This is a genomic window from Modestobacter sp. KNN46-3 (genome assembly GCF_011039295.1).
Genome location: NZ_JAAKGN010000021.1, coordinates 1 through 26,247 on the forward strand (window position 1 = coordinate 1; position 26,247 = coordinate 26,247).

Sequence of the window (26,247 nt, forward strand, 5' to 3'; positions counted from 1 at the left end):
CCGTCGTCCTTGGCCACCGAGGTCGGCTGGTTCGCCAGGCCGGCCCGCCACAGCGCGGCGAAGATCCAGTCGCCGCTGCGGTCCCCGGTGAACACCCGGCCGGTGCGGTTCCCGCCGTGCGCCGCGGGGGCCAGGCCGACGACGCCGATCCGCGCGTCGGCGGGCCCCAGCCCCGGCACCGGCCGCCCCCAGTACTCCTCCGAGCGGAAGGAGGCCCGCTTCACCCGGGCCACCTCCTCGCGCCAGGTCACCAGCCGCGGACAGGCCCGGCAGCCGGAGACCCGTTCGTCCAGCACCGTCAGCTCGCGGCTGCCGGCGGCGGCGCGGACGACGCCTCCCGGACTGCGGGTGACGGGGAAGCCGTCGGCGTCGCGTGCCACCCGGACAGCACAGCACGCGACTGCGAAGCGCGCGCCGGCCGCCCCCACGGCATGATCGGGGGGTGGCGAAGAAGCAGAAGGTGAAGACCCCGTTGCTGTACAAGCTGCTCGGCCCGGCGATGGCCATCCCCGCTGGCATCGTGGTCAAGAAGCTCGCGGACACGACGTGGGAGAAGGTGCGCGGCTACCCGCCGCCGAAGAACCCGGCCGCCCCCGGCGTCAGCTGGCCCGACGCGCTGGCCTGGGCAGCGGTCTCCGGCGCGCTGTACGCCGCCGGCCGGCTGGTCGCCGCCGCCGGTGCCGCCACCGTCTACGAGAAGATCACCGGCAGCCTGCCGCCGGGCGTCAACGCCGACAGCGCCGCCTGAAGAAGGAAGGACCCCCTTGCCCCCCACCGCTCGCAAGCTCGCGGCGGGACCCTGCAAGGGGGCCGTACGGTCCTGACGCCGCAGGCGGCGTCAGGGCCGCGCGAGGCGGAGGGCGATGCCGTCGAGGATGTCGTGCTCGCTGACGACCACCTCGTCGAGGTCGAACGCGTCCATGACCACCCGCAGCACCAGGGCGCCGGCACCGATCACGTCGACCCGGCCCGGGTGCATCACCGGGGAGGCCGCCCGCCGCGCCCGGGTCGCGGTCAGCAGACCGGCCGACACCGAGCGGACGGCGCCCACCGGGATTCGTGACCCGTGGATGGCGACCGGGTCGTAGGCGGGCAGGCCCAGCGCCAGGGCGGCCACCGTGGTCACCGAGCCGGCCAGCCCGACGAGGGTGGCGGTCTCCCCCACCGGCACCTCGGCGGCGACCAGCTCCAGGGCCGCGCGCACGTCGGCCTCGGCGGCCTGCACCTCGTCCGGGGGCGGCGGGTCGCTGCGCAGGTGCCGCTCGGTGAGCCGGACACAGCCCACGTCCACCGACCGGGCGGCCCGCACCCCGCCGGCGTCCCCGAGCACGAACTCCGTCGAACCGCCCCCGATGTCGACGACCAGGTACGGCGGCCGCGGTGCCGCGGCACCGTGCACCCGTGCGGCGGCGGCCAGCGAGGCGGTGGCGCCGAGGAAGGAGAGCTCGGCCTCCTCCACCCCGGTCACCACGTCGGGCAGCTGGCCCAGGGTCGCGGTCACCATGGCCTCGAACTCGTCGCGGTTGGCGGCGTCCCGGCTGGCGCTGGTGGCCACCATCCGCACCCGCTCGGCACCCAGCTCACGGGCCTGGGCGGCGTACTCGGCGAGCACCCGGCGGGTGCGCTCGATGGCCTCGGGCGCCAACCGGCCGGTCGCGTCCACCCCCTGGCCGAGCCGCACGACCTCCATCCGGCGGAGCAGGTCGGTGTGCGCGCCCTCGACGGGGACGTCGGCGACCAGCAGCCGGATGGAGTTGGTGCCGCAGTCGATGGCGGCGACCCGGGTCATCGGACGTCCTCCGGGTCCTGGGGGGACGGCTGGGCGCACGGTCCGGCGGCCCACCACTCCCCCATCTCCGCGACGGCACGGTCGCCGATCGGGTTCACCCCGGGACCGGCGGCCAGAGCGTGGCCGGCCAGGGCGTGCAGGCACTTGACCCGGTCGGGCATGCCGCCGGCGCTGGCCCGGGTGGGCAGCACGTCACGGGAGTCGCGGGTGGCCAGGAAGGACTCGTGCGCCGCCCGGTAGCCCGCCGCGAGCTCCGGGTCGGTGGCCAGCTCCGCCTGCCAGTCCCGCATCCGGCCGGCCGACTCCAGCCGGCTGGCGGCCGCGGTCGCCCGCGGGCAGGTCAGGTAGTAGAGCGTGGGGAACGGGGTGCCGTCCTCCAGCCGGGGCGCGGTCTCCACGACGTCGGGCTGGCCGCAGGGGCAGCGGTGCGCGACGCCGACCAGCGCGCGCGGCGGCCGGCCCAGCTGACGGGCGATGACGGCGCGCTCGGCGTCGGTGACCGACGGCGAGACCGGCGCGGGGTCGGGACTGTGCACGTCCCTAGTCTGCGGGAGGGCCCGGATCGGTCTCCGAGGGGTTGCCGTCGGCTGCGGCGATCGAGCCGAGCAGCCCCTCGTACCAGGGCACGGGCGCGTTCCGCGCGGTGCTGCCGGCCGGGTCCTGGGCGGTGTCCCCGGGGTCGCCGGCGTCCCCGACGACGACCAGCCGGTCGCCGGGCAGCACCATGGTGAGCCGCTCCCGGGCCTGCTGGGCGATGTAGGCCGGATCGGCCTGCCGGTCCAGCTGGGCCTGCAGGTCGGCGGCGCGCTGGTCGAGCGCCTGCTGCTCGGCGGCCAGCTCGGCGAGCTCCTGCCGCCCGGCCACGTACTGGCGCAGCGGCCCGGCCAGGGTCAGCGCCAGCAGCAGCACCAGCGCCCCCAGCAGCACGGCCCGGCCGGTGAACCGCGGGCCGCGCCGAGGGGTGGTGCTGCGCGCCGGTCGCCGGGTGGTGCGGCGACCCGGCCGGTTGTCGGCCGCACCGCGGGCACCGGCCCGCACCGGCCGCGACGAGCTCCGGCGGCGGGTGCCACCGGGCCGGGCGCGGCGGGTGCGGGCGGTGCTCACGTCGTGCCCGGGCTCAGCTGCGGGCAGCCAGGCGCGGGAACGCGGCGGCGCCGGCGTAGCGCGCGGCGTCGTCCAGCTCCTCCTCGATCCGGAGCAGCTGGTTGTACTTGGCCACGCGCTCGCTGCGGGCCGGGGCACCGGTCTTGATCTGCCCGCAGTCGGTGGCGACGGCGAGGTCGGCGATCGTGGTGTCCTCGGTCTCGCCCGAGCGGTGGCTCATCATCGACCGGTAGCCGCCCCGGTGGGCCATGTTGACCGCGTCCAGGGTCTCGGTGAGCGTGCCGATCTGGTTCACCTTCACCAGCAGCGCGTTCGCCGCACCCCGGGCGATGCCGTCGGCGAGCCGGGTGGGGTTGGTGACGAAGAGGTCGTCGCCGACGATCTGGACGCGGTCGCCCAGCGCCTCGGTCATCGACACCCAGCCGTCCCAGTCCTCCTCGGAGAGCGGGTCCTCGATGGAGACGATCGGGTAGGCGTCGACCAGCCCGCGGTAGTACTCGATCAGGTCGTCGGAGCTGAGGGTCTTCCCCTCGAAGGCGTAGCCGGCGTCGCTGTGGAACTCGGTCGCCGCGACGTCCAGGGCGAAGGCGATGTCGGTGCCGACGGTGTAGCCGGCGGCCTGCACGGCCTCGACGATCAGGTCCAGGGCGTCCCGGTTGCTGGGCAGCGACGGGGCGAACCCGCCCTCGTCACCCAGACCGGTGGCCAGGCCGCGCTTCTTCAGCACCGACTTGAGGGCGTGGTAGGTCTCGGTGCCGACCTGCAGCGCCTCGGCGAAGGTCGCCGCGCCGATCGGGGCGATCATGAACTCCTGGACGTCGACGTTGCTGTCGGCGTGGGCGCCACCGTTGAGGATGTTCATCATCGGCACCGGGAGCAGGTGCGCCGAGGGGCCGCCGACGTAGCGGAACAGCGGCAGGCCGGCGGACTCCGCAGCGGCCTTGGCGACGGCGAGGGAGACGCCGAGGATCGCGTTGGCGCCGAGCCGGGACTTGTCGGGCGTGCCGTCGAGGTCGATCAGCCGCTGGTCGACCATCCGCTGCTCGGCGGCGTCGTACCCGACGAGCTCCGGGCCGATCACGTCCAGGACGCCGTCGACGGCCTGGGTCACGCCCTTGCCGCCGTAGCGGGTCCCGCCGTCCCGGAGCTCCACCGCCTCGAAGGCGCCGGTCGAGGCGCCGCTGGGCACGGCTGCCCGGGTGATCGTCCCGTCGTCGAGTGCCACCTCGACCTCGACGGTGGGGTTTCCGCGCGAGTCGAGGATCTCCCGCGCGCCTACTGCATCGATGCTGGCCACGGGCTGCAGCCTAGCCAGCTCCCGGGGCGCTGCGGCACACCCGCGCCGGGAGCAGCCGGGCAGACCGTCGGCGGACGCCTGGGACGATGGCCGGCGATGACTCCCCCGACCCCGCCCCGTCGGCACCGGCGCGCCGTCCGGCAGCTCCTCCTCGGGCTGGCCCCGGTGCTGCTGGTCGGGGTCGTCGTGCTGGTCGCGCTGGCGCTGCGGCTGTCCGACGTGCAGGCACCGCTGGCCGCCGCCGACCGCACCGCGACCGCGACGGTCACCGCGGCCGGGACCGCGCCCGAGGGCCGTGGGCTGGACGTCGCCTTCCGCGACGACTCCGGCCGGGAGCGGACCGGCACCCTGGAGCTGGACCAGCCGCTCGACGTGCCGGTCGGCGCCGAGCTGACGGTGCAGTACCCCTCGACTGCCCCCGCGGACGACCCGGTCCGGGTGCACACCGACGGGGACGCCGCGCACGCCGCGGTCGGGGACGTCGTCTTCGGCCTGGTCGCCGTGGTCGTGGTGCTGCTCGCCGTCGCCGCGCTGACCCAAGCCCGCCTGCTCACCCGGCCGCGGCTGCGGTCGCGGCCCGTCACCGCGGTGACCGCCACCCACGTCGTGGTGAACCTCGGTCTGCTGGTGCGCAGCTGGCTGGAGCTGGAGACGCCGGCCGGGCGGCGCTGGCTGCCCGTCCACTGGGCACCGGAGCTGGACCGGCTGCCCCCGGCCACCCGGGTCGAGGTGCGCGGGGACCCGGCCCGCGGCCGGTTGGTGCTGCCGGTGCTCGACGGTGCGGAGGTGTGGCCCTCGGGTCGGCTGCGCAGCCAGGAGCCGCGCGGGGAGATGCGGCAGGCGCCCGTCGTCCCCGACGCCGTCGAGGTGGGGATGGCCCGGCAGGCGCGGGCGGACGGCGTCGTGCCCTTCCTCGCCCCGGTGCTGGGCCTGCTGTGGGCCTACGTCGACAGCAGCGGCCTGGCGGGCTTCGTCGTGGCGACCGCGCTGTCGGCGGCGGTGCTGTTCTGGGTGCCCCAGTTGCTGGGCTCGGACCCGCAGGCCACCCGCCAGGGCTGAACGTCAGGCGAGTGGCTGCTCCCGGGACTCCTCGTCGAGCCGGGCCCGCTCGGCCAGCTCCGCCTCGCTGGGCCCGGTGAAGGCCCGGGAGCGTTCCCGCGCCTGCTCGCTCCCGGTGAACAGGCCGGCCTGCGCACCGGTCGGCCGGACGCCGTCGTCGACCGCGGCCGGTCGGCGCGGCGGCGCGACGTCCGGGCCGGCGACGCCCTCGTTGCGCACCTTCGGCAGCGCGGTGGGGTGCTCGCGCTGCAGCCACACCACCAGGCCCTCGCGCACGTGGCAGCGCAGGTCGAACAGGGTGGGGCCGTCCTTGGCGCTGACCAGCACCCGGACCCGCACCACGGCGCCGACGGCATCGGTCACCTGCAGCACCACGACCCGCTCGTCCCACAGCTCGTTGCCCACCACGAGCCGGTCGAGCTCGGCGCGCATCTCCTCCAGGGGCACCGTCCAGTCCACGTCCAGCTCGACCGACCCCAGGACGGCGGACTCCTTGCGGGTCCAGTTCTAGAAGGGCGTCGTGGTGAAGTGGGTGGAGGGCAGCACCAGCCGCCGGTCGTCCCAGACGTGCACCACGACGTAGGTCAGCGTGATCTCCTCGATCCGGCCCCACTCGTCCTCGACCACGACGACGTCGTCGACCCGGATGGCGTCGGTGAACGCCAGCTGCATCCCGGCGAACACGTTGGCCAGCGAGGTCTGGGCGGCGAGCCCGGCCACCACCGACAGCACCCCGGCGCTGGCCAGGATGCTGGTGCCGGCCGCCCGGGCCGCGGGGAAGGTCAGCAGCATGCCGGCGATCGCCAGCACCGCGATCACCGCCACGGTCAGTCGGCGGATCAGCGTGACCTGGGTGCGCACCCGCCGGGCGTGCCGGTTGTCGTCGACGTCGACGTCGTAGCGGGCCAGCGCCAGGTCCTCGACGACGAACGCGGCGACCGCGATCAGCCAGGCCACCACCCCGATGAGGACCAGCCCGAGGACCCGGACGACGACGTCGCGCCAGTCGCCCACCCCGGGCGCGGCGTCCAGCACCAGGGTGACCGCGAGCAGCACGAGGAGCACCCGCAGCGGCCGGCGCCCCCGCCGGGACAGGTCGGCCGCGACCGGCGAGGGCCCGGCGAAGCGGCGCACCAGCGCGCCGATGGCGACGGCGACCAGCCAGGCCACCAGCGCGGCACCGACGACCACCAGCAGCAGCAGCCAGGTGCTCCGGGGCAGCGCCGCGGTGACGACGTCGGCGGCGGCGAACGGGTGCAGGGGTGTCATCGGCACGCGGCGGGAGCTCCTTCGTCGACGGGGCGGGCGACCGGGCACCTCCTCGGCCGGTCGCCGTCCACGCTAGGGGCCGGGACGGGCACCGGCGTCGGGCGATGACCCGGACGGGGCAGGTCAGCCGTCGGCGCGGGCGTGCGCGGCGACGTCGAGCTCGTCGGCGTAGCGGCGGACGGCGGTGCGCAGCGCGTCCTCGGCGTCCCATCCGCGCTGCCGGGCGGCGACGACCAGCCCGAGCAGCTGCTCCCCCAGCTCGGCCGGGTCGGCGGCGGTCAGCTCGGCGGCCGGTGGGGTGGGCAGCCCGGCCCGCGCGGCCCGCCCGGCCAGGGCCGCGCCCCACGAGCCGGCCGGCTGCGAGCGGGACACCCCCTCGGTCGGCGAGCGGCGCTGTTTCTCGGTCGCCTTGATCTCGTCCCAGCCACGCTCCACGGCGGCGACGTCGCGCGGCCCGGCGTCGGCGAACACGTGCGGGTGCCGGCGGACCAGCTTGTCGACCAGGTCACCGGCCACGTCGTCGACGTCGAACCGCCGGCCGGGCTCCGCCTCGGCGGCGACCCGGGCGTGGAAGGCGACCTGGAGCAGCACGTCGCCCAGCTCTTCGCGCATCGCCACGGGGTCGTCGTCGACGATCGCGTCGTAGGCCTCGTGCGCCTCCTCCAGCAGGTAGCCGCGGAGCGTGGCGTGGGTCTGCTCGGCGTCCCAGGGGCAGCCGCCGGGTGAGCGCAGCCGGTCCATCACGCCGACGACGTCCAGCAGCCGCGCGCCGGGCGGCTCCGGCGCACCCTCGACCCGCGGGACGTCCTCCCAACCGGCGGCCTCCTCGGGGGCGGCCAGCAGGACGGCGCCGGGGCCTGCCGCGGCGGCCGCGGCCGGGTCGGCGACGTCGGTCACCGCGATCCCCCCCGCCCGCAGCGCCGCGGCGGTGGCGGCGGCGCCGGGCAGCGCGAGGACGGCGGGGGCGGCGGTGACCGCCCGCCAGCCGGCGGCGGCGAGCAGTCCGGGCAGGCGGGGGCTGACGGTGACGAGGAGCGCGACGGGCACCCGGTCAGTCTCCGGCAAGCCCCGCGGCGTCCTCGCCGGCGTCCTCGAGGAGCCGCACCACCCCGTCGTCCGCGGCGACCACCTGCCCGCCCTCCAGGGTGCCGAAGCGGGGGTTGACCACCAGGTCGAGGTCGTCCCGCACCCGGGCCACCAGTGCGGCGCCGGCCTCCGCCGCCTCGGCGGCAGCCTGGTCGGCCAGCTGCGGGCGCAGCTGCTCGAACGTCGGGACGGCGACGTCGCGGACGAAGCCGACCACCACCCCGCCGGCCTCCGGCAGCGCCAGGGTGAAGCCCTGTCCGGGGGGTGTGGCCGCGATCGGCTCGGCCAGCACCGCCGGCAGGTCCGCCGGTGCCCGGGGCTCGATCTGCGGCAGCGTGTTCGGCCCGGCGTACTGGGCGGCGACGGCCGGGTAGCCGGCCGGGTCGGCGGTCAGCTGGGACAGCACGGCGTCGGCGGTGGCCTGGTCGGGCACCGTCACCAGGCCGAGCCCGACCTGCGCGAGGCCGGGGGCAACCTGCTCGTAGCGCTCGCGCAGCGCCGCCTCGGAGGGCTCGACCAGCCCGGCGGCGACCGCGGCGCGCTGGCGGACCAGCTGCTGGCGGACGTTCTCCACCACGTCGGCCTCACTGGCGCCCTGCTGCTGGGCCACCTGGGCGAAGACCACCTCCGGGTCGGCGCCACCGAGCAGCTCGACGATCCGCGTCCGCACGTCGGCGTCGGACACCTCGACACCCCAGCGCCGGGCCACCTCGTCGTGCAGCTCCTCGCCCACCCGCAGGCTCAGCACCTGGCGGGTGAAGCCCACCTCGTCACCGGCGGCGTACGCGGCGATGTCGGGGTCGGCGAGCCGGGTGTCGACCGCCTCGTCCAGCTCGGCGACGGTCACCTGCTCGTCACCGACGTAGGCGGCGACGTCCGGGTCGGTGCGGCACCCGGCCAGGCTCCCCACGCCGGCGGCACCCACGAGCAGGACGGCGAGGAGTCTGCGGCGCGGCACGGCGCGAGCGTGCCACACCCGGTGTGACCCACGCCGCACCCCGCCGCGTCCAGCGTGCGCGGGGAGGTCAGGAGGCGACGGCGACGGGCTGTTCGAGGACCGAGGTCAGCAGCGCGTGCAGCTTCTCCAGCAGGGCGACGTCCCGCAGCGGCGTCCGCCGGTCCGGGCCCACCGGCACCTTGATCGACACGGTGCGCACCGCCTCCTTGTACGTGGCCCCCTCTGCCAGGCGGGACAGCTTCATCACCTGGGACTCGCGCAGGTCCACCGGCCCGACCCGGACGTTGCGCCCCTGCATCGACACCTCGGTGACCCCGAGGTGGCGCATGGCCGCACGGAAGCGGGCCACCGCCAGCAGGTTGAGCACCGGGGCCGGGGCCGCGCCGTAGCGGTCGGTGAGCTCGTCGAGCACGGCCTGCGCCTGGTCGTCGTCCTGGACGCTCGCGACCTTGCGGTAGGCCTCCATCCGCAGCCGCTCGCCGGGCACGTAGTCGTGCGGCAGGTGCGCGTCGACCGGCAGGTCGACCCGGACCTCGGCGGGCTCCACGGCCGGGGACTCCCCCGTCGCCTGGGCCCGGTAGTCGCTGACCGCCTCGCCGACCAACCGGACGTAGAGGTCGAACCCGACCCCGGCGATGTGCCCGGACTGCTCCCCGCCCAGCAGGTTGCCCGAGCCGCGGATCTCCAGGTCCTTCATCGCCACCGCCATGCCGGCCCCGAGGTCGGTGTTGTGCGCGATGGTGGTCAGCCGGTCGACCGAGGTCTCGGTGAGCGGCCGGGACGGGTCGTAGGTGAAGTAGGCGTAGGCCCGCTCCCGGCCACGGCCGACCCGGCCGCGGATCTGGTGCAGCTGGGAGAGGCCGAAGGTGTCGGCCCGGTCGACGATCAGGGTGTTGGCGTTGGGGATGTCCAGCCCGGACTCGACGATCGTGGTCGCGACCAGGACGTCGTACTCCTTCTCCCAGAAGCCGACCATGATCCGCTCGAGCTCGTGCTCCTTCATCTGGCCGTGGCCGACCGCCACCCGGGCCTCGGGCACCAGGTTGCGGATCTTCGCCGCCGCCTTGTCGATCGACTGCACCCGGTTGTGGATCACGAACACCTGGCCGTCGCGGAGCAGCTCGCGGCGGATCGCTGCGGCCATCTGCTTGTCCTCCCAGGCGCCGACGTAGGTCAGCACCGGGTGCCGCTCCTCCGGCGGCGTGAGGATCGTGGACATCTCGCGGATGCCGGTGAGGCTCATCTCCAGGGTGCGCGGGATCGGGGTGGCCGACATCGACAGCACGTCGACCGCCGTCCGCACGCTCTTCAGGTACTCCTTGTGCTCGACGCCGAAGCGCTGCTCCTCGTCGACGATGACCAGCCCCAGGTCCTTGAACCGGGTGGTGGGCTGCAGCAGCCGGTGGGTGCCGACCAGGACGTCGATCTCGCCGTCGGCCAGCTTGCGCAGCACCTCGTCGGACTCGGTCTTCGACTGGAACCGGGACAGCACCGCCACGGTCACCGGGAACTGGGCGAACCGCTCGGAGAAGGTCTTGAAGTGCTGGTTGGCCAGCAGCGTCGTCGGCACCAGGATGCCGACCTGCTTGCCGTCCTGCACCGCCTTGAACGCCGCCCGCACCGCGATCTCGGTCTTCCCGTAGCCGACGTCGCCGCAGATGATCCGGTCCATCGGCACCGGCTGGGACATGTCCGCCTTGACCTCGTCGATCGCGGCCAGCTGGTCGGGCGTCTCCTGGAACGGGAAGGCGTCCTCCAGCTCGCGCTGCCAGACGGTGTCCGGCCCGAAGGCGTGGCCCTTGCTCGCCATCCGGGCCGAGTACAGCCGGATGAGCTCCGCGGCGATCTGCTTGACCGCCTTGCGGGCCTGGTTCTTCGTCTTCTGCCAGTCCGCGCCGCCGAGCTTGGACAGCGCGGGCGCCTCGCCGCCGACGTAGCGGGTCAGCTGGTCCAGGGAGTCGGTGGGCACGAACAGCCGGTCCGGCGGCTGGTTCCGCTTGCCCGGCGCGTACTCGACGATCAGGTAGTCGCGCTGCCCGCCGTGCACGGTGCGGCTGACCATCTCCACGTAGCGGCCGACGCCGTGCTGCTCGTGCACCACCAGGTCGCCCGGCTGCAGCTGCACCAGGTCGACGGCGTTGCGCCGGCGGGCCGGCATCTTGGTGGCGTCCTTCATCGAGGTGCCGCGCTGGCCGGTGAGGTCGCCCTCGGTGACCAGCGCCAGGCCCACGGCCGGGAAGGTGAAGCCGGCGTCCAGGTTGCCCTGGGTGATCAGCGTCGGCCCCGCGGCGGGCGCGGTGTCTATGCCGGGCACCAGCCGGGCGCCCAGGTCGGCCTCGGTGAGCTGGTCGGCCGCGCGCTGGGCCGGTCCGGGGCCGGCGAAGGTCAGCGCGACCCGCCAGCCGTCGCGGCCCCAGCTGCGCAGCTGGTCGAAGGCGCGCGCCTGGTCGCCGTGGAAGCGTTCCACCCCGGTGGCGTCCAGGGTGACGTGCTGCTCGTCGTCGGGCTGGAGCGTGAAGGCGCCCGTCGTCCACCAGGGCAGGCCCCGGGCCCGGGCGGCGTCCTGCACGTCGGCGAGGTCCCGGAAGGAGGAGGCGCCCAGGTCGATCGGCGCCTGGCCGGCCTCGGCCGCGGTCTGCCAGGAGGCGGCGAGGAACTCCTCGGCGGTGCGCACCAGGTCCGCGGACCGGCTGCGCACCCGCTCGGGGTCGCAGACCAGCACGTGCGTGCCCGGGGCCACCAGGTCGGTCAGCAGCTGCATCTGGTGACCACCGATGAGCGCCGGGATCAGCGACTCCATGCCCTCGACGGCGATGCCCTCGGCCAGCTTGCCGGCCACCTCGGCCAGCTCCGGGTGGTCGACCCCCAGCTGGACGGCGCGGGCCCGGACGTCGGCGGTGAGCAGCAGCTCACGGCACGGCGGGGCCCACAGCCGGTCGGGCCGCTCGTCCAGCGAACGCTGGTCGGCGGCGGAGAAGTACCGCAGCTCGTCGACCTCGTCGCCCCAGAACTCGACCCGGACCGGGTGCGGCTCGGTGGGCGGGAAGACGTCGAGCAGGCCGCCGCGGACGGCGAACTCCCCGCGCTTCTCGACCAGCTCCACCCGGGTGTAGGCCGCCTCCGCCAGCGCCAGCGAGACCGCCTCGAGCTCGGCGCTCTGGCCCGGCGCCAGCTCCACCGGCACCAGGTCGCCCAGCCCGGGGGCCAGCGGCTGCAGCACGCTGCGCACCGGGGCGACCAGCACGTCGACCGTGCCGTTCTCCCCGGGGTGGGTCAGGTCGCGCAGCACGGCCAGCCGGCGGCCGACGGTGTCCGCGCGGGGGCTGAGCCGCTCGTGCGGCAGCGTCTCCCAGGCCGGGAACACCTCCACCCGCCGGTCGGGGAGGAAGCAGCGCAGCACCGCCGCCAGCGCGTCGGCGTCCCGCTCCCCCGCGGTGACCACCAGCACCGGCACGTCCGCGCCGGGCGCCCGGGCCGCCAGCGCGGCGGCCACCAGCGGCTGGACCGACGGCGGGGCGGTGACGGCCAGGTCGGCCGCGCCCGCCCTGCCCACCACCGAGGCAACGCCGGCGTCGGACAGGACGACGTCGAGCACGCCGCGCAAGCTCACGGGGGTCACTCCTGGTTCCGGGGGGCCGCACCCAGCGCGCCGGGTGCGCACGGGGGCCCTGTTCCCAGGTTAGTCCGCGTACTCGGGGTGCCGCGCGTCCCGGGACGGGCGACCGGACGCCGACGCCTCTCCCGGGCTCAGGAGCTGCGCATGCCGTTCCACGTGCGCACGTGGTGCCGGACCAGTTTGGCCAGCAGGTGCCCGCCGCGGTGCCCGGGCCCGATGTAGCAGCGCGGGATCGTGAACCTGTCCAGGGGGGAGTAGTCACCGATGACGCAGGCGTGGTCGTAGCCCGCCGCGCGAACGGCCTCCGCCGCGGCCGGACCCGCGCTGCCGTAGGGGTAGCAGAACCCGGTGACCTCGGCCTGGACCAGGTCTTCGAGCACCCGCTTGCTGCCCACGGTCTCCTCGTGGAGCGTGCGGGCGTCAGCAGTGCCGAGCCGGACGTGGCCGAGCGTGTGGCTGCCGATCTCGTGCCCGGCTGCGGCGACCGTGCGGACGTCGGCGGCGTCCAGCAGCGGGAACTGCGGACCGGTGTCCCAGTCGTTGGTGCCGCCCAGCCGGCCGGCGACGACGTAGACGGTCCCGGCCACGTCGTGGCGCGCGAGGACCGGCGCGGCGTGCTCGACGAAGTCCCGGTAGCCGTCGTCGAAGGTGAGGCCCACCAGCCCGGCGGACTCTCCCCGCGCGTGCGCCTCGACCAGGGTCGCGAGCGGCACACCACGCAACCCGAGCCGGCGCAGCAGCCGCAGGTGCCGGTCCAGGTGGTCGGGGTGCACCCGCAGCCGGAACGGGTCGGGCTCGGTCAACGGGCTGATCGAGTGGTACATCAGCACGGGGGGCAGCGGGAGGCGCGCGGAGGCAGGCGGTGCGCCGGCGCGCAGGCGGTCGGCCGCGGTCATCGGCCGACGCCGACCCGGCGGACCGGCGACGTGTCGCGTTCCGCCTGCCGGCTCTGAACCTCGATCACAGACAGGGCGCGGCGGAGGATCGTGCTGGAGGTGTGCGCCGTGTAAGGGAAGTAGCGCACCTCCACACCGACCGCGGCGAAGTCCGACTCCAGCCGACGTCCCTTCTCGGTGCCACGCCAGTCGTCGCCCTTGAAGATCACGTCGAAGCCGACCTCGCGCCAGGTGTCCAGCTTCTCGGGGAGCACCTCGGGGTGCACCCCGTCGACCATGCTCAGGTTGCGCACGATCTCCATCCGCTCGGTGAGCGGGACCACGGGGGCACGGCCCTTGGTCAGCACCAGCATCTCGTCGGAGACGACGCCGGCGATGAGCCGGTCGCAGTGCGCCGCAGCGTGCTTGAGGATGTTGAGGTGCCCGATGTGGAAGAGGTCGTAGGCACCCGGTGCGTAGCCGATGACAGTCACTGTGTTCCCCCTAGGTGATGGCGAGGACGACGCTACGGCGCGGCGAGCGCGGAGAGTGACGATTGCCAGGGTGGTTCACCCGGTCGGGGAGCGAGCTTCCCCCGATCGCGCAGCGGCGTCCTGACGGTCTGCAGGACGCTCGGCCCACGGCCGTCGACCCGTCGCCGAGCACGGCTCCGAGTCAGCCGCCGAAGGCCCGCACCAACCGGCCGATCGCCTCGTCGACCTCGGACATCGCCGTCTCGTAGGCCTTGCCGTCGCGCCCGTAGGGGTCGGCGATGTCGTCCTCCGGGCCGGCGGTGCGCCGGCCCCGGAACCGCGGCGCCGCCCGGACGAGCGCCGTCCACCGCTGCACGTCCGCACCGTCCAGCGCGGGGTCCAGGTCGACCACCGCCAGCTCCGCGAGCTCGACGAACTCACGCAGCGTGAAGGTGCGGCGTACCGCTGAGGGCTCCGCCGTGACCACCCGGGCCCGCTGGTCGCGGGTCATGGTGAGCACCAGGTCCGACTGTCGGACGATCGAGGGGGTGAGCTGGCGGGCGCGGGAGCCGGGCGACGGGACGTCGAGCAACTCGGCCATCGGCGCCGCCATCGGCTCCCCCACCCGGGCGTGCAAACCCGCGCTGGAGGCGGCCACGCCCGGGGTGTCCCGCCAGGCAGCGGTGAGCAGCGCCTCCGCCGCCGGGGAACGGCAGATGTTGCCGGTGCAGACCACCAGCACGGCCCACGGCCGGGGCGGGGCGGTCATCGGGCGCTGCGGCTCGGCACCCCGCGCGGCGCCGGCACCTCGTCGCGCGCCAGAACTCGGGTGGGCGACGCCTGCCGGGCCGCGGCGCTCGGCGGGACGGCCCGGGGACGGCGCCGCCAGGGCCGCCGGCGGGCCTGGCCCGGCAGCCGATCGGTCCGGTAGTCGTAGGCGGAGTCCTCGCGGTCCACCATGTTCAGCACGATCCCGAGCTGGTGCGCACCGACCTGGGTCAGTCCGGTCAGCGCCTCTGCCAGCTGGTGCCGGCGCACCAGCCGGGCATTGGCGACCACGAGGGTGCCGTCGACCAGCCGCGACAGGATCGCCGCGTCTGCCACGGGCAGCAGCGGCGGTGTGTCGATGACGACGAAGTCCCAGGCCGCCCGCTGCTGGGTCAGGAACCGGCCCATCGCCGGGGAGCTGAGCAGCTCACCGGGGTTCGGCGGGCAGGGCCCGGAGGCCAGGACCTGCAGCCCCGAGCTGCCCCAGTCCTGGACGACGTCCGCCAGCTCGGCCCCGCCCCGCAGCACGGTGGTCAGCCCGGCTGCGCCTTCCAGGCCCAGCACGGCCGCCTGGGTCGGACGGCGGAGGTCGGCGTCGACGAGGAGCACCCGGGCCCCGCCTTCGGCGAGCGCCGCTGCGAGGTTGGCGGTCACGGTGGACTTGCCCTCGCCGGGCACCGAGGAGGTCACCGCGATGACCGAGAGCCGTCGGTCACCGGGCTCCCGCTCGGCGGACACCTCGAGGAAGCCCAGGTTGGTGCGCAGCTGTCGGTAGAACTCCGCCTGCGGGTCCAGCGGAGCGGCCTCGACGACGACCGGCCGACCGTCCCCGGCGCGACGCCGGCCGATCAGCCCGAGCACCGGCAGCGGGGTCACCCGGGCCAGCGTGGCGACGTCCCGCACCCGGTTGTCGAGCGCCTCACGGGCGAAGGCGCAGCCGATGCCGAGCAGCAGCCCGACCAGCAGCCCGACCACGAGGGTGAGGACCACCTGCGGGGTGGCGGCGGAGGCCGGGGCCTCGGCGGGCGTCACGGTCGTCGCCTCGATGTTCGGTTCGCCGTCCGCGCCGTTGGGGGCCAGCGCCTCCACCTGGCGGCCGAGGGACTCGGCGACGGCGTTGGCGATCCGCGCCGCGCCGACCGCGGACCCGTCGGTCGCCGTGACCTCGACCAGCACCGTGTCGGTCGGGGCCTGCGCTGAGACCCGGGTCGCCAGGGCCGTGGCGGTGGTGCCCAGGTCCAGCTCGTCGACGACCGACTGCAGCACGGCCGGTGTCGTCGCGAGGGCGGCGAAGGAGGTGACCTGGTTCTGCGCATAGGTGGAGCCCTGCACCAGGTCGCTGGCCGAGCCGCCGAAGTCCAGGGAGAAGAAGACGCTGGCGCTGGCCCGGTAGGTGGGCGCCGAGGTGGACACCAGAGCTGCCGCGACCAGCACCCCGGCGAGCGACAGTCCGACCACCCAGCGCCAGCGCCTGCGTGCGGTGTCGATGTTCGCGCGGAGCCCCATCGCCGTCCTCTCTCGGTGGTGTCCGGGCCGACCGCCGTCCGCACCCGGACGGCGATCGGTCCCGCCCCGAGGCAGCGGCGCCCCGTGCAGCCAGTCTCACCGACCCGTCGGCCTCCGGTGGCCGGCCGGCGGGTGCCCCCACCCGAACGGGTCACGGCTGCCCCCGATCTGCCCGCGCAGGGGCGGTCTCCGGCCGCTGAGCAGGCACGATGGGCGCAACCCGATCGAGGAGACCGCCCCGTGGACCCCAGCGACCACCTCGCTGCCGTACTGCGGCGCTGGCACTGGGTGGCTGCCGCAGGACTGGTCGGCGCCCTGCTGTCGGTCGCCGTGGCGATGACCGCTGCCCCGCGGTTCGAGGCCCGGACGGTGCTCTTCGTGGGAGTGACCCGGGCCGTCGACAGCGGTGACCTCGCGACGGGATCCCTGGTCCGCCAGGAGGTGCTGCCCTCCCTGGTCCAGCTCACCCGCTCCGCCATCGTCCTGCAGCCGGTGATCGCAGAGCTCGACCTGCCGACGACGCCGGGAGCGCTCGCCCGGGACGTCTCGGTGACCGTCCCCGAGGACGCGGCGACCCTCACGGTCACGGTCTCCGCCGGCGACCCCGGGACCGCTCGCCGGGTCACCGCGGCCGTCGGGGCCTCACTCCAGGCGGCGGCGAGCGAGCTGACCGGCGGGAGCGGTCCCGCGGGCACGCTCTCCCTCACCACCGTCACGCCGGCCGTCGAGCCGCGGTTCGCCTCCTCCCCGGACACCAGGTACCGCGCCGCCCTCGGCCTGCTGGCCGGCAGCACGGCCGCCACCCTGGCCATCGGCCTCGGCTCGCTCGCCCGTCGCCCGGTCCGCGGACCGGGCGACCTGGGCCCGGTGCCCGTGCTGGGCCGGCTCGGTCACCGCAGGCGCCGTCCCTCCGCCGCGTCGGCGGCGCGGCGGCAGCGCGAGGTCGAGCGCCTCGGCTGGCTGGTGTCCGCCCCGCTGCCCCCCGGCGCCCGGTTGCTGGTCGCCGGCACCGCACGACCAGGTCCGGTGCACTCCGCTGCTCGAGGGCTGGCCGCTGAACTCGTGGCGGCGGGGGTGCCGGCCGTTGCCGCCGACGGTCCGGGCGATCTGGCCGGGGCAACCGCAGCGGACGCCGTCGTCGTCCTGCTCGACGTCCGCCAGGCCTCCCGCGATCGGTTCGACGAGGTCGCCGACCGGGTCGGCCGCTCCCCGGCCCGGCTGCTCGGCGTCGTCCTCGACGAGCTGCCCGGCCGCACACCCGGGCAGCTCGGCCGGCTCTGGGACGTGCTGCGCCCCGGCCCGGTCTGGCGCGCCGGTGGCGGCGGGCCGTCGACCGGGACGGCGTTCGCCCGGGCGACCGCCGTGGGCGCGCTGGCGCTGTGCGGACTCGATCCCGCGCTGCCCACCGGGGTCACGATGAGCTTCCTGGTCACCCTGCTGCTGCTGCCGGTCTGGCTGCCTGCGCTGCGGCAGTACCGGGGGGCCACCGCGCTGGGCGGGCTCACGCTGGTCGCCGTCGCCTCCGGTGCCCTGCTGGCCGCCCGGTCATCCCTCGACCACGCGATCGACGGCCGCGAGGCGCTGATCAGCTCGACGATGGTCCTCGGCGCCGCCGGCACGATCGGCCTCGTGGCCTGGGCCCGGACGGTCCTCCCACTGCCCTGGCTGGGCGCCGCGTTCGGCAGCGGCATGCTCGCCTCCGGGCTCGCCCGCGCGGCCGAGTCCCCCAACGCCTGGAAGTTCGAGCTCGCCCTCCCGCTGACCATCCTGGTGCTCTCCCTGGCCCTCGCCTCCGGGCGGCACGCGCTCGGCCTGGCCGGGCTACTCGTGCTGGCCGCCGTCGACATCACCCACGATGCCCGCAGCGCCTTCGCCTTCTGCGCGGCCGCGATGGCGCTGGTGGCCTGGCAGCTGCGCACCGACCGGCCGCCGGGCGCACCCGGACGCGCGGGCCGTCCGGTGCTCACCGCCGTCGCGCTGACCGTGCTGGGCGTGGGCGGCTACCAGGTGGCCACGCGGCTGCTCACCTCGGGCGCGCTCGGCGCCGAGGTGCAGGCCCGCTCGGTCACCCAGGTGCAGGAGAGCGGCTCGCTGCTGATCGGTGGGCGACCGGAGTGGACCGGCACCTGGGCGCTGATGCGCGACGAGCCGCTCGGCTTCGGGCTGGGCGTCGTCCCGACCGGCGGGGACGTGCTCACCGTCAAGGAGGGGTTCGCCGTGGCGCACGTCCCCAGCGCCGACAACTACATCGAGAACTACCTCCTGGCCGGCCGGTTCGAGCTGCACTCCATCGTCGCCGACCTGTGGACCAACCTCGGCGTCCCCGGCCTCCTCCTCGGGCTCGCCCTGGGGGTCGCGGTCGTCGCCGGCCTGACCGTCGCCCTCAGCCGCCGCCGGGCACCGGCGCTGCTGTGCTTCCTGGCCCTGCTCAGCCTGTGGGACCTGGCCTTCGGCCCGCTCCCCTCCAACATCCCCGAGGTGGCACTGACCGTGGGACTCCTCCTCCTGCCCGCCGTCGACCGCGCCCGGCCGCCGTCCCGTGAACCGGCCGGTGCCGCCGCCACGCCGCGGCCCGTCCTCGCGGCGGCACGCGCGTGACCAGCACCGGGCGACTCGTGGTCGCCTTCCCCGAGGGCCGCGGTGTCGCCCGCTGGGCGGAGCGGGACCGGGAGAGCCCCGTCCCCGGCGACTGGCCCTACGGGCTGGAGCACCTGCGCAGCGGCGACCGGGACGCCGAGGCGCTCGACCTGCCCGGACCCTCCCGCTGGCAGCGCGGGCTGCTCCGGCTGGGCCTGCCGGCGACCCGTCGCCGGGGGACGGCCGAGGTGGCCCTGAGCTGGGACGAGGTGACCGCCGCGCACCTGCTGGCCAGGCGCCCCGGCCGCCGGCTGTTCAGCGGGGTCATCTGGGCCACCGACCAGCTCGCGTGCGACCCGGCCTCCGCCGTCCTGGCCCGGCAGCGCCGGGTGCTGCGCGCGCTGGACGGGCTGTGGTGCCTCAGCCGCCCGCAGGTCGACGCGGTGCGCGACTGGATCGGCGCCGACGGCCCACCGGTGCACTTCCTCCCGTTCGGGATCGACGAGCAGTTCTACCGCTCGGACGCCCCGCCTCCCGCCGTGCCCCGCGTGGTCAGCGTGGGCGGGGACCGGGACCGGGACCCGGCCACCCTGTTCGCCGCGCTGGAGCTCGTCCGTCGCAGCCGGCCGGACGTGGAGTGCATCGTGCAGTCCCGCAGCACGCTGACCCCGCCGGCCGGCGTCCGGAAGGTCGACTTCATCCCGCACGCCCAGGCCCGCGACCTGTACGCCTCGGCCAGCCTGGTCGCCGTGGCCACGCGACCCAACCTGCACGCGTCGGGCATGACCGTCGCCCTGGAGGGGATGTCGGTCGGCCGCCCGGTCGTCGCCTGCGCCACGCCGGGGATGGCGGACTACGTACGTGACGGCGTGACCGGCCTCCTGGTGACACCGCAGCGCCCCGAGGAGATGGCCGCTGCCGTGCTCGAGCTGCTGGAGGACCGGGAGCGGGCCGCCGAGATGGGTCGGGCGGCGCGCCGGCGCGTGCTGGCCGGGTTCACCACCACGACGATGTGCCGCCACCTCACCGACCTGGTGGGCTGATCCGTGCCCCGACCCACCGGACACCCGCACGGGCGGGCCGGTCGCTCAGTCGCCGGTGAGCCAGCGGTCGGCGGCGAGCCGGCCGTCCACGGCCGGCAGGTCGGCCAGCACGGAGGCCGTGGAGCGCCCGGCCACCAGTGCACCGGCGAGCGCCGCAGCGACCTCGGCGGGCGACGCCCCGGGGGGCAGCACGGTGTGCCCGTGTTCGGACAGCCAGCTGCGCAGACCGGTCTCCTCGGTGGCGACCACCGCGACCCCGTGGGCCAGGGCCTCCACCAGCGGCAGGCCCACCTGCTCACGCCAGGTCGGCCGCGGCTGGGAGAGCAGCACCAGCACCGCCACCCGGCGCAGGGCCGCGTGCACCTCGGGACGCGGCGGGTCCACGACCAGCCGGACCCGGTCGTCGGCTCCCGCCAGCTCCCGGACCGCCGGCTCCAGCGGGCCCTTGCCGACGACGGTGATCCGCGCCGAGGGGTGCGCGCGGACGACGTGCGGCCAGGCCGCCAGCAGCAGCGGCACACCCTTGCGCTCGTCGAGGGCACCGAGGAACAGCACCTCGTCGGGCTCCCGGTCCGCCGCGGTGCAGCCGCACGGTGCCGGGAGCGCCGGCACGAGCCGCGTCGCCGTGCCGGCCAGCCGGTGCCCCAGGACGGACTCGTACAGCGCCTGCGCGTCGGCGGTGCCGAAGGCCAGCCGGTCCAGTCGACCGGCCACGAACCGGGACGCGCGCACCTCCGCCCAGCGGCGCACCCGGCTGCGCAGCCGTCCGCCCGGGGGCGGGCCGGTGAAGGGGTCCCGGTTCTCGATCGCGTAGCTGACCACCCGCACCGGTCGACGTCGCACGGCCGCCGCCGCACGCACCGTGAGGACCGCCAGCGCCGAGCGAGCCAGCCCCGACTGCATGAGCGGCTCGTTGACCTCGAGGACCGACACCCGCGAGCGCGCCAGCGTGACCGCCATGGACAACGCGCCACCGGGCACCAGGTCGAGGCCCTGCGCGAGCCCGGCGTCGAAGTCGTAGCGCCGGGTGCGGAACACGATGGTCGCCGGCACCTGCTCGTGCGCCCGTTCCAGGTGCGCCGTCCGGATGCTCTCGTACAGCCGGACGCAGTCGTACCGGGCCCGTCTCACGATCCGGGACACTATCGCCCTGGGCTGCACCCGCTCGCGCAGCCCAGCAGACAAGAGGAGCCCCACGCGTGACCCGTCCCCTGGTCGTGCTGCAGTCCTTCCCGACCCCACGGCCGACGACCAACCCGTACCTGGTCCTCCTCGCTGCCAGCATCACCGCCCAGCCCGGCGCCCGGCTGCGCACCTTCAGCTGGCGACGTGCGCTGCTGTCCCGGTACGACGTCTTCCACGTGCACTGGCCCGAGATCCTGGTGTCGGGCCACTCGCCGCTGAAGAAGGCCGTGCGCCAACTGCTGTTCGTGCTCCTGCTCCTGCGGCTGCGTCTGCTCCGCACCCCGCTGGTCCGCACCCTGCACAACCTCCACCTGCCGGAGGGGATCTCGCGTCGGGAGGTGGTGCTGCTGCGGCTGGCCGAGCGCTGGACGACGCTGTGGGTCAAGCTCAACGCGACCACGCCGGCCCCACCGGGGACCCGTTCGGTCACCATCGTCCACGGCCACTACCGGGACTGGTTCCTCCGCCACCCGGAGCCGGCGCCGCAGCCCGGCCACCTCGCCTTCGTCGGCCTGGTGCGCCGCTACAAGGGCGTGACCGGCCTGCTCGACGCGTTCGCGGAGACCACCACCGGACAACCGGGGTGGACGCTGCGGGTGGCCGGCCGGCCCTCGACCGACGAGCTGGCCGCCGAGCTGCACGAGGCCGCGGCCGCCGATCCCCGGGTCTCGCTCCACCTGGAGTTCCTCGACGACGCCGAGATGGTCCAGGAGATCGGCCGGGCCGAGCTCGTCGTGCTGCCCTACCGGGAGATGCACAACTCCGGTGGTGCACTGGCCGCCCTCTCCCTCGACCGCCCGGTCCTGGTCCCGGACAACGAGGTCAACCGCCTGCTCGCCGATGAGGTCGGCCCCGGCTGGGTCTTCCGCTACGACGGTCCGCTGACCGGGGAGGACCTGGTCGCCGCCGTCACCGCCCGGCGGGCAGGTGGTGCAGCAGCGCGCCCCGACCTCAGCGCGCGTGAGTGGTCGGCCGCCGGCCGTGCCCACCTGGACGCCTACCGCACCGCCCGGGCCGCCCGGTCCCGCCGCTGACCAGCGGTCAGACCGGTCGCGGCCGGCCGTACTCCTGGTAGACGTGCCCGGCCGCCCCGGCCACCATCCCGGCGCCGCGGGCCGCAGTGCGCAGGCCGCGGGCGCGGTGCCGGACCGATCCGGTCACCGCACCCAGCGCCCACCGGCCCAGGCCGGCCGTCAGCCGCGGCAGGCCCCCGCCGGTGCAGCTCAGTCGGACCCGCAGCCGGGCGGCCGCGGACCCGGCCAGCGCCAGGTGCACCCGACTGACCGAGTTGCCGGAGCTGAACGCCCGGCGCAGCACCCAGCTGCGGGTGGCCCGGTCCACCGGGACGACGTCGGTCACCACGGCCTCGTCGCACCAGACCATGGTCAGGCCACGCTGGGCGATGCCGCGCGTGAAGAGCGTGTCCTCTCCCCCGCTGGCGCCGAAGGCCACGTCGAACCGCAGACCCGTGGGTCGGAGCTGCCGGAGGTCGAGCAGCAGGTTGTTGGTGGCCGCCACGTCGATCGGGGTCCCGGTCGGGAGGCGCCGACGGACGAAGAAGCCGCCCTCGACGAGCCAGGGGTCCACCGGTCCGCTGAAGTCCGACACCACTGCGCCGGCGACCGCGGCAGCCCCGGTGCGCCGGTGCGTGCCCAGCAGCTGGGCCAGCCAGTCGTCCCGCGGGCGTTCGTCGTCGTCGATGAAGACCAGCACGTCCCGGTCGTGCGCCTCGGCCAGCACCCGGTTGCGGGCGGCGGCGATGCCGGGCTCGGGTTCGAGCACGTAGCGCACCACGGGGCAGCCGGCCGCGGCGACCACCGCACGCCCACTGCCCGCGGGGTCGTTGTCGACGACGAGGACCTCGGCCCGGTGGCCCGTCGCCGCGGCCCGGGCGGCCTGCTCGGCGAGCATCGGGAGCAGCGCGGCCAGGTCGGCCGGCCGACGGAACGTCAGCACCCCGATGGTGACGGTGCGCGGAGCCGCCGTGCTCATCGCCGGCGCCCGGCCTGCCCGAGCTGGGCTGCGATCTGGCGGCGGTAGCGCTCGGGGGCGAAGCGCAGTCGGGCCTCGGCGGAGTCGGCGACCGCGCGGCCGGCCCACCCGTCCCACTCCGCGACCACGCCCTGCACCGCGTCGGCCAGTGCGGCCGGGTCGTCGGGCGTCACGACCTGCACCGAGGTGAAGCCGGCGACGGCTTCCCGGAGGCCGTCCTGCGCGCTGACGACCAGCGGACGCGCGGCGAGCACGGCCTCCGCGGCCGTGTTGCCGAAGGACTCGTCGAGCACCGAGGGCACGAGCACGACGTCGGCAGCGGCGAGCTGGGGCCAGACGTCGGCGGAGAAGCCCCGGAGGTGCACCCGGTCGCCGAGCCCGGCCCGCTCGACCGTGGCGCGGAGCTCCTCCTCGAACCACTCGTAGCCGGGGAACACGGAGCCGACCAGGTCCAGGCAGGCGTCCACGCCTCTGGCCCGCAGCAGTTCCACGGCCGCGACCGCCACCTGAGGTCCCTTGCGCGGTGACAGCCGGCCGATGAACAGCAGGCGCACCGGGCCGACCAGGGTGGTCCGCGGCGGCAACGGCTCAGCCGGCCCGGGGACGCCGTTGTGCACGACGACCGCGCGGCCACGCACCCACGGCACGACCTCCTCCAGCACCCGCCGGGTCACGTCGCTGTTGACCACGACCTGATCGGCGAACGTCACCGGCAGGCTCAGCAACCGCCGCACCGGCAACGGCACCGAGCGCTCGGCCTCGTGCACGTGACAGGTCACCCGACGGCGCAGCAGCCGGGCGAGGGCGATCCAGGAGGGCAGGGTCAGCGTGTTGACGTAGACCCGGTCCGCGGCCCGGATCAGCCGCACCGCCGGCCACAGCCCGGCCACGGCGTCCCGACCGAGCCGCCAGGCGCCTGCCGGTCGCAGGGCGTCCTTGCGCAGCACCGGCATCCGACAGGTCACCACCTGGGCGCCACGGTCGGTGAGCTGCCGGACCAGCGGACCGTCGCCGGGCACGACCACGGTCACCGCCCGGCCGACCGCCAGCAGGCCGATCACCGACTCCAGGAGGACGCGGTCCGCCCCATAGAGCTCCGCTCCCGGGGTCACCACCAGGACCGGCAGCCGGCGGGCGCGACGCGCGGCCGGGGCCGGCCGGAGGAGGGTCACGGCAGCCAGGCCGACCCCGGCCAGCGCCCCGCGCAGCGCAGCCGTCGCCGGCCGCGGGGACTCGACCAGCTGGCGCCGGCCGCCGCGCAGCAGGATCTCCCAGCTGACCCGCGGCGTCGCCAGCAGCCAGCGGAGCACGGCGGCGCGACCGAGGTTGCGCACCGCGAACAGCAACCGGTTCCGACAGTTCCACCGGTAGTAGGCCGGTGACTTGCCCCGTCCTCGCTGTCCGTCCTGCGTGCCGCCCTCGTCGTGCACGGCCACCAGGTCCTCCCGGAGCACCAGCGAAGCGCCCGCCTCCAGGCAGCGGTGGCTGAGGTCGACGTCCTCCCAGTACAGGAAGTAGGACTCGGCGAAGCCCCCCACCCGCTCGAACAGGCCTGCGTGCACGATCAGGCAGGCGGCCGTGAGCCAGGGACGGGCACCGGGCACCGGCGGGGCGTCGGGCTGCCAGTCCACCCCGCGGGCGGCGCCGCGGATGCGGCCATCGGCCTCGTGCCACCACGAACCGCGGAACACCACCGCGCCGGTCGAGTCGAGGAGCCGCGGGCTGATCAGGGCCATCGGCTCACGGAGACTGTGCACCCGGAGTTCCTCCAGCACCGGCAGTGTGACCACGGCATCGGGGTTGAGGAAGAGGAAGGTGCTGCAGCCCAGTCGGCGTGCCGCTGCGGCGCCGGCGTTGCACGCCGGACCGAAGCCGCGGTTGTCCGGCAGCGCGACCAGCTCCCACCCGTGCCGGGTGGTGAGCGCCCGTACGGCCTCGGCCTCAGCGGCTGAGGAGTGGTTGTCCACGATGACGACGCGGACCGGCCGACCGGTCAGGTCCAGGGCACCCAGGTTGGCGTCGATGAGGGCGGCCGAGGCGTAGTTCACGACGACGACGCCCAGCACGCCGGCCGCACCCGGGGAGCCGGTCATCGGGCGCCCGCCACGTACGGCGCGGGCTCCGCCTGGGCAGCGGCCAGCCGACGACGGACGTACACCAGCGTGCCCAGCACCTGGAACAGCAGCACGCCGACGACCGACCCGACCACCGGCCCGACCGCCCCCCACCAGGAGGCGAAGACCCAGGACAGCCCGAGGTTCACCGGGAGCATCGCGACGATCATGTAGGCCTGGTAGCGCAGACCCGGCGCGTCGGTCAGGAACATGCCCATCGGGTACTTGACGGCCTGCAGCACCATCAGCACACCGAAGGCGATCACCAGCGCCGGCCCCAGGGTGATCACCCCGCCAGAGGCCAGGTCGGCGAGCCACGGCGAGGCCACCGCCACGACCAGGGTCATGACTGCCGCCAGGGCGCCGAACGCGGCGGCCATCGGCAACGGGGAGCTCTCCGCCCCGCGAGCACGCGCCCGCGCGAAGACCGGCCAGAGCGTGAAGCCGGCCGCGTTCACGACCGCCCAGATCGGCGTGAACATCTGCGATGCGAGGTTGTACTCCCCCAGCTCACCCGGACCGACGAGGTGGCTCAGCACGAGCCGGTCGGTCTGCATCGCCAGCGGCAGGGCGATCATCTGGACCAGCATCGGCCAGGCGACGTCGAAGACCCGGGCGCCACGGACAGAGCGCAGCCGGAACACGTCGCGCAGGGCGCGGCCCAGCGTCGGCCGCAGCTGCCTCGCCGCGATGACCGTGCAGACCACGGACAGGGCGAGGGTGACGGCGAACGGCACCGCGGCGATCAGCGAGCCGCCTGGCACCCCGGTGGCGAGGAAGAGGACCAGCGTCCCGAGCACCAGGGGGGTCTGCAGGCCGAGGACGGCGATCGCCACGTGGTTGCGGCCGAGCCCGGCCAGCACCCGCTGGCCGATGCCCACGGGCAGTCCCACGGCGATCAGCACGACGCAGGCCATGGCCACCAGCGGACCCGACCCCGGCAGGAGCCCCGAGCCGAGCAGGACCGGCCAGAGGCCCGCTGCGGTGATGCCGACCGCCACGGCGGTGAGCACCGCCGCCGAGCAGAGCAGGATGCGGACGGCGGTGACCACGACCCGCCGGAGGTGGTCGTCGGCGCGGACGTCGGGGGACGCGGCGACGGCGTTGACCACAGCGGCGGCCATGCCGAGGTCGGCGAAGGGCAGCAGGGTGCCGATGCCGACCAGCAGGCCGTACTGGGCGAAGGCCGCCAGGCCGTAGTTGTCGATGACCAGCCGGGTCACCAGGATGCCGAGCACCGCCGAGACCGGCAGCACCAGCATCCGCACACCGCCGCTGCGGAAGACCCCGCGCCAGACCGCCCGGGTGTCCTGCTCCGCCGAGGGCGCCCGTTCCGCTGTCCGTGGCGTCGGTGCGGCGACCGCGCTCACGCCGGTCCTCGCCCTTGGTGGCCCGCCGTGCCTGCCGGCCACGACGCGTCTCCGGACGGCGGGGAGGCATGGCGGCGGCGCACCGGACCAGCGTGCCACCGGGAGGACCGCCCGGCGGACGGCCACGGCCGGCGGCCACCCCAAGGGGTGACCGCCGGCCGTGGGC

At 75.5% G+C, this 26,247-nt stretch carries 23 protein-coding genes; 5 read left to right on the forward strand and 18 right to left on the reverse strand.

Annotation, left to right across the window (positions count from 1 at the left end; translation table 11 throughout):
- Positions 1-380 (reverse strand): uracil-DNA glycosylase family protein (locus G5C62_RS07210; protein ID WP_346774115.1); only part of this gene is annotated, 380 nt, incomplete at its 3' end.
- 62 nt (positions 381-442) lie between these two features.
- On the opposite strand from G5C62_RS07210, the gene G5C62_RS07215 reads away from it, so the two are divergent.
- Positions 443-748: a DUF4235 domain-containing protein gene (locus G5C62_RS07215; RefSeq protein WP_164700481.1), complete on the forward strand. Its 306-nt coding sequence runs from the start codon at positions 443-445 to the stop codon at positions 746-748.
- Positions 749-838: 90 nt separating this feature from the next.
- On the opposite strand, the gene G5C62_RS07220 is transcribed toward G5C62_RS07215, so the two are convergent.
- The 4 genes from G5C62_RS07220 to eno are packed head-to-tail and all read right to left on the reverse strand — an operon-like array spanning position 839 to position 4,190.
- Entirely contained in the window at positions 839-1,789 is a 951-nt protein-coding gene (locus G5C62_RS07220) for a Ppx/GppA phosphatase family protein (protein ID WP_164700482.1), read from the reverse strand.
- The gene (locus G5C62_RS07225; protein WP_206330511.1) at positions 1,786-2,325 is read right to left on the reverse strand and encodes a DUF501 domain-containing protein; all 540 of its coding nucleotides are present in this window, start codon (positions 2,323-2,325) and stop codon (positions 1,786-1,788) included. Before G5C62_RS07225 ends, G5C62_RS07220 begins: the two co-directional genes overlap by 4 nt.
- A gap of 4 nt (positions 2,326-2,329) precedes the next feature.
- A complete protein-coding gene (locus G5C62_RS07230; RefSeq protein ID WP_241175760.1) occupies positions 2,330-2,893 on the reverse strand; it encodes a septum formation initiator family protein in 564 nt (187 codons plus the stop codon).
- Between the two features lie 13 nt (positions 2,894-2,906).
- Positions 2,907-4,190: a phosphopyruvate hydratase gene (eno, locus tag G5C62_RS07235; protein WP_164700483.1), complete on the reverse strand. Its 1,284-nt coding sequence runs from the start codon at positions 4,188-4,190 to the stop codon at positions 2,907-2,909.
- 96 nt (positions 4,191-4,286) lie between these two features.
- Here eno and G5C62_RS07240 point away from each other — a divergent pair, with 96 nt between their 5' ends.
- Positions 4,287-5,249 (forward strand): hypothetical protein, encoded by a 963-nt coding sequence (locus G5C62_RS07240; protein ID WP_164700484.1) that lies wholly within the window; start codon positions 4,287-4,289, stop codon positions 5,247-5,249.
- 3 nt (positions 5,250-5,252) lie between these two features.
- On the opposite strand, the gene G5C62_RS27475 is transcribed toward G5C62_RS07240, so the two are convergent.
- The 9 genes from G5C62_RS27475 to G5C62_RS07280 form a co-directional block, all read right to left on the reverse strand.
- On the reverse strand, positions 5,253-5,696 hold the full coding sequence (locus G5C62_RS27475) for a hypothetical protein (protein ID WP_206330512.1): 444 nt from the start codon (positions 5,694-5,696) through the stop codon (positions 5,253-5,255).
- A 60-nt stretch (positions 5,697-5,756) separates the two neighbouring features.
- Complete coding sequence (locus G5C62_RS27480; RefSeq protein ID WP_241175763.1) at positions 5,757-6,518, reverse strand: mechanosensitive ion channel family protein; 762 nt, start codon at positions 6,516-6,518, stop codon at positions 5,757-5,759.
- Positions 6,519-6,641: 123 nt separating this feature from the next.
- Positions 6,642-7,565, reverse strand: coding sequence for a MazG family protein (locus tag G5C62_RS07250; RefSeq protein WP_164700485.1), 924 nt, complete (start codon positions 7,563-7,565; stop codon positions 6,642-6,644).
- A 4-nt stretch (positions 7,566-7,569) separates the two neighbouring features.
- Positions 7,570-8,562, reverse strand: coding sequence for a peptidylprolyl isomerase (locus G5C62_RS07255; protein WP_164700486.1), 993 nt, complete (start codon positions 8,560-8,562; stop codon positions 7,570-7,572).
- Between the two features lie 67 nt (positions 8,563-8,629).
- Positions 8,630-12,172, reverse strand: coding sequence for a transcription-repair coupling factor (gene mfd, locus G5C62_RS07260; protein WP_164700487.1), 3,543 nt, complete (start codon positions 12,170-12,172; stop codon positions 8,630-8,632).
- A gap of 137 nt (positions 12,173-12,309) precedes the next feature.
- On the reverse strand, positions 12,310-13,074 hold the full coding sequence (locus tag G5C62_RS07265; protein WP_164700488.1) for a polysaccharide deacetylase family protein: 765 nt from the start codon (positions 13,072-13,074) through the stop codon (positions 12,310-12,312).
- Positions 13,071-13,547, reverse strand: a complete 477-nt coding sequence (locus G5C62_RS07270) for an adenylyltransferase/cytidyltransferase family protein (RefSeq protein WP_164700489.1) — start codon at positions 13,545-13,547, stop codon at positions 13,071-13,073. The genes G5C62_RS07265 and G5C62_RS07270 overlap by 4 nt, the downstream gene beginning before the upstream one ends.
- 181 nt (positions 13,548-13,728) lie before the next feature.
- Positions 13,729-14,295: a low molecular weight phosphatase family protein gene (locus G5C62_RS07275; RefSeq protein WP_164700490.1), complete on the reverse strand. Its 567-nt coding sequence runs from the start codon at positions 14,293-14,295 to the stop codon at positions 13,729-13,731.
- Entirely contained in the window at positions 14,292-15,800 is a 1,509-nt protein-coding gene (locus G5C62_RS07280; RefSeq protein ID WP_206330514.1) for a polysaccharide biosynthesis tyrosine autokinase, read from the reverse strand. Before G5C62_RS07280 ends, G5C62_RS07275 begins: the two co-directional genes overlap by 4 nt.
- A 240-nt stretch (positions 15,801-16,040) precedes the next feature.
- Between G5C62_RS07280 and G5C62_RS07290 the strand changes: the two genes are divergently transcribed.
- Together G5C62_RS07290 and G5C62_RS07295 are read left to right on the forward strand one after the other, a co-directional pair.
- The gene (locus G5C62_RS07290) at positions 16,041-18,398 is read left to right on the forward strand and encodes a hypothetical protein (protein ID WP_164700491.1); all 2,358 of its coding nucleotides are present in this window, start codon (positions 16,041-16,043) and stop codon (positions 18,396-18,398) included.
- Positions 18,395-19,420, forward strand: coding sequence for a glycosyltransferase family 4 protein (locus G5C62_RS07295; RefSeq protein ID WP_206330515.1), 1,026 nt, complete (start codon positions 18,395-18,397; stop codon positions 19,418-19,420). The genes G5C62_RS07290 and G5C62_RS07295 overlap by 4 nt, the downstream gene beginning before the upstream one ends.
- Positions 19,421-19,465: 45 nt before the next feature.
- Here G5C62_RS07295 and G5C62_RS07300 read toward each other — a convergent pair whose 3' ends face one another.
- Complete coding sequence (locus tag G5C62_RS07300) at positions 19,466-20,551, reverse strand: glycosyltransferase family 4 protein (RefSeq protein WP_206330516.1); 1,086 nt, start codon at positions 20,549-20,551, stop codon at positions 19,466-19,468.
- A gap of 68 nt (positions 20,552-20,619) precedes the next feature.
- Here G5C62_RS07300 and G5C62_RS07305 point away from each other — a divergent pair, with 68 nt between their 5' ends.
- Complete coding sequence (locus G5C62_RS07305) at positions 20,620-21,639, forward strand: glycosyltransferase (protein ID WP_164700492.1); 1,020 nt, start codon at positions 20,620-20,622, stop codon at positions 21,637-21,639.
- Between the two features lie 7 nt (positions 21,640-21,646).
- Here G5C62_RS07305 and G5C62_RS07310 read toward each other — a convergent pair whose 3' ends face one another.
- From G5C62_RS07310 to G5C62_RS07320, 3 genes are read right to left on the reverse strand one after another with little or no spacing between them, the layout of a single operon-like run.
- Positions 21,647-22,597, reverse strand: coding sequence for a glycosyltransferase family 2 protein (locus tag G5C62_RS07310; RefSeq protein WP_164700493.1), 951 nt, complete (start codon positions 22,595-22,597; stop codon positions 21,647-21,649).
- Positions 22,594-24,690, reverse strand: a complete 2,097-nt coding sequence (locus tag G5C62_RS07315; RefSeq protein ID WP_164700494.1) for a glycosyltransferase — start codon at positions 24,688-24,690, stop codon at positions 22,594-22,596. The genes G5C62_RS07310 and G5C62_RS07315 overlap by 4 nt, the downstream gene beginning before the upstream one ends.
- A complete protein-coding gene (locus tag G5C62_RS07320; protein WP_164700495.1) occupies positions 24,687-26,081 on the reverse strand; it encodes an oligosaccharide flippase family protein in 1,395 nt (464 codons plus the stop codon). The genes G5C62_RS07315 and G5C62_RS07320 overlap by 4 nt, the downstream gene beginning before the upstream one ends.
- Between the last annotated feature and the right edge of the window lie 166 nt (positions 26,082-26,247).

Excerpts from the sequence above, each read along its gene's own strand:
- G5C62_RS07220 (WP_164700482.1), bottom strand. The coding sequence starts at position 1,789 with ATGACCCGGGTCGCCGCCATCGACTGCGGCACCAACTCCATCCGGCTG.
- G5C62_RS07240 (WP_164700484.1), top strand. The coding sequence starts at position 4,287 with ATGACTCCCCCGACCCCGCCCCGTCGGCACCGGCGCGCCGTCCGGCAG.
- G5C62_RS27480 (WP_241175763.1), bottom strand. The coding sequence starts at position 6,518 with ATGACACCCCTGCACCCGTTCGCCGCCGCCGACGTCGTCACCGCGGCG.
- G5C62_RS07265 (WP_164700488.1), bottom strand. The coding sequence starts at position 13,074 with ATGACCGCGGCCGACCGCCTGCGCGCCGGCGCACCGCCTGCCTCCGCG.
- G5C62_RS07275 (WP_164700490.1), bottom strand. The coding sequence starts at position 14,295 with ATGACCGCCCCGCCCCGGCCGTGGGCCGTGCTGGTGGTCTGCACCGGC.
- G5C62_RS07280 (WP_206330514.1), bottom strand. The coding sequence starts at position 15,800 with ATGGGGCTCCGCGCGAACATCGACACCGCACGCAGGCGCTGGCGCTGG.
- G5C62_RS07310 (WP_164700493.1), bottom strand. The coding sequence starts at position 22,597 with ATGAGCACGGCGGCTCCGCGCACCGTCACCATCGGGGTGCTGACGTTC.
- G5C62_RS07315 (WP_164700494.1), bottom strand. The coding sequence starts at position 24,690 with ATGACCGGCTCCCCGGGTGCGGCCGGCGTGCTGGGCGTCGTCGTCGTG.